Source organism: Humidesulfovibrio sp. (assembly GCF_035560995.1).
Classification (GTDB): Bacteria; Desulfobacterota; Desulfovibrionia; order Desulfovibrionales; family Desulfovibrionaceae; genus Humidesulfovibrio.
In genome coordinates, this window is sequence record NZ_DATMYK010000215.1 from 1 (window position 1) to 4,753 (window position 4,753).

Below are 4,753 nucleotides of genomic sequence, written 5' to 3' on the forward strand. Positions count from 1 at the left end.
CAGGCTCACGTGCGCTGCCCGACCGGAGCGGAAAAGGTGGGCTAAAGGGGCAGGGCCTCCACGCGGAACACCCGGGCCAGAGCCGCCTCGCTCACCGCGCCCAGGCGCAGAATGGCCACGGCTCCGCCGCCCAGCAGGCGCACCAGGGTGGAGGGCTCGCCTCCGGCGGGCCAGGGGTCGGCCAGCACGGCGGCCTGGGCCCCGGCGACAAGGGCCGGGTCCAGCTCTTGCGGCAGGGCGGCGGCGGGCTGGCCGCTTCTGTTGGCGCTGGTGGCCACCAGCGCCGGGCCGGCGCGGCGGCACAGCTCCCGCGCCGTGGGGTGCGGGGTGATGCGCACGGAAGAGTAGCCCAGCGCGTCGCGCACCTGGGGCGGCAGGTAGTCCTTGGTTCGCACCAGCACGGAAAGCGGCCCGGGCCAGAAGGCCTCGGCCAGGCGGATCAGGTCCGGGGGAATGGCGTCGGCGATGGCCTCCAGGCCGTCCATGTCCGCCAGAAGCAGGGGGAAGGGCTTGGCCTCCGGCCGGCCCTTGAGCGCGGCGATGCGCGCGCAGGCCTCGGCCCGGTGGGCCGCGCAGCCCAGGGCGTACAGCGTCTCCGTGGGGTACAGCGCCACGCCGCCGTGCAAAAGCGCCGCGGCAGCGGCCTCAAGCTGTGTGTCCAGATCCCTGTGCATGCCCGTGTTCCGCTCCCTTTTCATCCGCCGCCGTTTCCACTAGAGTACGCAGTGGCGGGGCGATGCCCGCCGCGCACTCCACCAAACGAGGCTCACATGCTCCGCCCCGCAGGCTTCCCGGCCCTTTCCATAGCGCCCCCGGCCCTGGCTGACAAGCTGCGCCCGGTTTTGCCCCAGTGGGCCATGGGGCTGGAGGAGCCCGGTCTGGCGCGTTACCTGGCGCTCACGGCCCTGGGCGGCGGCGACGCCGACATGGCCGCCTGCGGCGCGGGCCTCGCCCTGTGGTCCTGGCAGCGCGCCCCGCTGGACCGCCAGCGCGCGGAGCTGGTGGCCCAGGTGCTGCCGGGCTCGCCCGCCGGAGCCTTTGCCGCCGCCCTGCTGCCGCGCCTCGCCGCCGGGGCGGACGCCCACGCATTGGCCCCGGACGACATGCCCGCGCTTCTGGCCTCGGGCGACATGGGGCTCATCCTGCGCATTCTTCTGCCCCGCCTGTGCGAGGCGGCCACCGGCCTGGCCTGGCTGGCCCCGGCCTGGGACGGCCTGCTGCGCCAAGGGTCGGTCGATTTGCCCCTGGCCGCGCTGGAGGCCTGCGCCTGGCCTGCGGAGCTTTCGCCCCTGCGCGCGCGCCTGCGGGCCGAGGCCGAGTTTTTGTACTCGCCGCCGGACAAGGCCCTGGCCGCCCTGGAGGGTGTGGATGCCCGGCTTTTTGGCGGCTTTTCCGCCCTGCTGCGGGCCGAGCTTCTGCCGCGCCTGGGCGAGGCCCAGGCCGGACGCGCGCAGCTGGCCGCGCTCTTTTCCGCCCTGCCCTGGCACACGCACCTGGGCCTGAAGCTGCACGACCTGCTTGTGCCGCCGCCCGTGGCCGCAGAGGCCGACACCGCCCGCGCCGTGATCCTGGTCTATTCTTGGAACAAGGCCGCCCTGACCCGGCAGACCCTGGAAAGCCTGGCCCGGACGGACTGCGGCCAGGCGCGCATCCTGGCCCTGGACAACGGCAGCACCGACGGCACCGGTGACGTGATGCAGGCCTGTGCGGAGCTGTTCCCGGCCGGGGCCTTGCGGGTCATCCGCCTGCCGGTGAACGTGGGCGCGCCCGCCGCGCGCAACTGGCTCATCGCCCAGCCGGAGGTTCAGGAGGCGGAGTTCGCCGTGTTTCTGGACGACGACGTGCTGCTGCCGGAGCGCTGGCTGGGCCGTTTGCTGGGCGAGGCCCTGGCCCACCCGGAGGCGGGCGCGGCGGGCTGCCGCATCGTTTCCGCAACGCCGCCGCCCTGCCTGCAAAGCGCTGATTACCAGCTCTTCGCCCCCAGCGGACGGGACGGGACCATTACCGGCCTGCCCGAGCACGTGAACGTCTTCGACAACTGCGCGGGCGCGCTGGACTTCGGCCTGTTCTCCTACGCGCGCCCCGCGGTCCACGTGTCCGGCTGCTGCCACGCCCTGCGCACCTCCGTGCTGCGCGAGGTGGGCGGCTTCGACATCCGCTTCAGCCCCACGCAGTTCGACGACCTGGACCGCGACCTGCGCAGCGCCGCGGCGGGCCGCCCGGCCGTGTACGCCGGGGACGTGGCCATCGCCCACGTGCAGCACTCCAGCCTGGCCAAGGCCAAGGGCGCAGCGGCCATGGGCCAGGTCTTCGGCAACAAGATCAAGCTGGAGGGCAAGCACCCGCGCGCGGCCATGGACGCGGTGTTCCGCGCCGGGCTGGACCGCCTGTGGGACGACCTGCGCGCCAAGTGGGCGGTGCTCCCGGCATAGGCTCCTGCGGCCCCTTCGCCTCAGGAATCATTTGCATCCCGTGGCGCTTGTGCTACATTGCAGTCATGAGAAAAGGGAAGAAAACCACCGGCACGCTCCGCTCCATGCTCTGCGCCGCCTTGTGCGCCGTGGTCCTGGCCGCCAGCACCCTTTTGTCGGGCTGCGCCCAGGCCCCCATGAGCGCCGCGCACCTGAAGCGCGACCCCTGGTCCCTTGAGGAGCCGCGCTCCCTGGTGACCAAATTCATGCGCTTCGACTATCAGGTTATGCCCGTGGGCGACGTGGCGGGCATCAAAGGCTGGGCCTATCTGGACACCGCCAAGCTGCCCGAGGGCGTGAAGTGGGTCGAATCCCTCACCTTCACCGCCTACCTGTGCGACCCGGACGGGCGCGTGATGGCCCAGGACACCCGCACCTTCCTCCCGCGCGAGGCCCGCGCCGACGACGGCATCGGCTTCGAATTCACTCTGCAGCCGGAGGCCTGGGGGCAGCGGCCCCTGTTCATCGCCTTCGGCTACCGCCTTGTGCTCACCGAGGGCCGGGGCGTGCAGGGAGCCAAGGGGCCATTTTTCGCCAGCGAAGACGCCGCAACGAGGTAAACCATGCCATTGCCAGGAAGCCGAGACAGCTCCGTGGTCATGAAGCGCGTGAGCCAGGGCTCTTTCCTGCAACGCACGGTGCTCAAACACAACGTCATCTTCAGCGAGGGCAGCAAGGGCGAAGAGGCCTACATCCTTGTGGACGGCAAGGTGGAGATCTCGGGCAGCGTGGACGGCCGCAAGAAGGTCTTCGCCGTGCTCCAGCCCGTGTCCATCTTTGGCGAGATGGCGCTCTTCCTCGAAAATCACGGCCGCACCGCCACCGCCATCGCCCTGGAGGACTCCAAGGTCGTGGTGCTGAACGGCGACGATTTGGACGGCTACATCGAGTCCGCGCCGCCCGCCATCCAGGCCATCCTGAACGTCATGGTCACGCGGCTCAAAAACACCACCAAGAAGGCCCTGCGCGCGCCAAACGTGCCCATGGGCATCGTGCGCGTGCTCGACCTCTTCGAGCTCAACGGCAAGACCGAGATCCTCTACGACTCCGCGGTGCGGCACCTGGCGGACATCTTCGTGTGCAGCCCCGCCACCATCGAGGGCTACCTGCAGGGACTCGTCACCCAGGGGCACCTCGCCATAGACGTGAGCGGGGCCGCTGGCCCTGCAGCCAGCGGCAGGCGCGTCATCCGCCTGCTTACCCCGCACTTGATGCAGGCCGTGCTGATGGCCGGCAAGACCGACAAGGTCAAGGACGAGGACTAGAAAGGCGAAAAGAATATTCCCCGGCGGGGCTGGCTGGGAAAGCTTCCCCGCCCAGCCGGATACACATCGCAGCCGGTCCTGCGTTCCCACGGGAGCGCAAGGCCGGCTGCCGCTGCATTGGAGGAATCATGGACGGCGCGCTGCGGCACGAGCGGCTGGACGAAACCGCCCTGGAACGAGACGGGCGTTTCTGGGAAATCTATGCGCAGGCCTTCGCGGCTTCGGAAAAGGAGCCCCGCGAGGTCATCCTGGAATCCGTGCGGCGCAAAACGGGCATGGTGTTTCGCACCCTTTTGGACGGCCGCACCGTGGCCCTGGCCACAACGCACGCGCTGCGCAAGATTCCCGCCCTGTTTCTGGTGTATCTCGCGGTGGACCCGGAGTTGCGCAGCCGGGGCGCGGGCGGGAGCCTGCTGGAGCACCTGCACCAGGCCTCCGGGCAGCTCGTTCCCGGCAGCCTCGGCATGGTGTGGGAGACCGAACGCGCCGAGGATGCCGGTCCGGGCCCTGCGCGGGCCCTGCGCGAGCGGCGGCTGGAGTTCTTCCGCCGCCACGGCGCAAGCGTCGTCAGCGGCAGCTACCGCCAGCCCGCCCTGGACGGCGTGGCGCCCGTGCCCATGAACCTGCTGTTCCGCCCGGCCGAACCCGGCCAAGACATTGGCCCCGTCTTTGCCCGGGCGCTGGCGCGCTCAATCTATGAGGAAAAATACCAGGCGCTCAACGGCGTGTCCTGGGCCCACCTGGAAGACCTGCTGGCCGGGAAGGCCACGCCGCGCCCGCCCTGGCCTTGAGCCGGACGGCAGCACCCCGAAGAAAAGGCCGGAAGCCCGCTGCCCCACGCGTGGGGCGCTGCCTCCGGCCTTGTTCGCAAAGCTTCACAGGGGCCGGAAACGCCAGCCCCTTGGCTCAGCCGCCGCTAGTCGTCGTACTGCTTGGCGTACGCGGCGTCGTCGTACAGGGCCTCGCCGATGGTCTTCTTTCCGTATTCGCGGATGATCTTCTGGCCTTCCTCGCTGG

Annotated in this window: 5 protein-coding genes; 4 read left to right on the forward strand and 1 reads right to left on the reverse strand. The window is 70.5% G+C overall.

Annotated elements, in window-relative coordinates; translation table 11 throughout:
* Positions 1-41: 41 nt before the first annotated feature.
* Positions 42-674, reverse strand: coding sequence for an L-threonylcarbamoyladenylate synthase (locus VN419_RS08480; protein WP_325646464.1), 633 nt, complete (start codon positions 672-674; stop codon positions 42-44).
* A 96-nt stretch (positions 675-770) separates the two neighbouring features.
* Between VN419_RS08480 and VN419_RS08485 the strand changes: the two genes are divergently transcribed.
* From VN419_RS08485 to VN419_RS08500, 4 genes are all read left to right on the forward strand, one after another.
* A complete protein-coding gene (locus VN419_RS08485) occupies positions 771-2,432 on the forward strand; it encodes a glycosyltransferase (protein ID WP_325646466.1) in 1,662 nt (553 codons plus the stop codon).
* A gap of 65 nt (positions 2,433-2,497) precedes the next feature.
* A complete protein-coding gene (locus VN419_RS08490; protein WP_325646468.1) occupies positions 2,498-3,031 on the forward strand; it encodes a hypothetical protein in 534 nt (177 codons plus the stop codon).
* Positions 3,032-3,034: 3 nt separating this feature from the next.
* The gene (locus VN419_RS08495; protein ID WP_325646470.1) at positions 3,035-3,736 is read left to right on the forward strand and encodes a cyclic nucleotide-binding domain-containing protein; all 702 of its coding nucleotides are present in this window, start codon (positions 3,035-3,037) and stop codon (positions 3,734-3,736) included.
* A gap of 128 nt (positions 3,737-3,864) precedes the next feature.
* Positions 3,865-4,527, forward strand: a complete 663-nt coding sequence (locus VN419_RS08500; protein ID WP_325646472.1) for a GNAT family N-acetyltransferase — start codon at positions 3,865-3,867, stop codon at positions 4,525-4,527.
* Positions 4,528-4,753 lie beyond the last annotated feature (226 nt).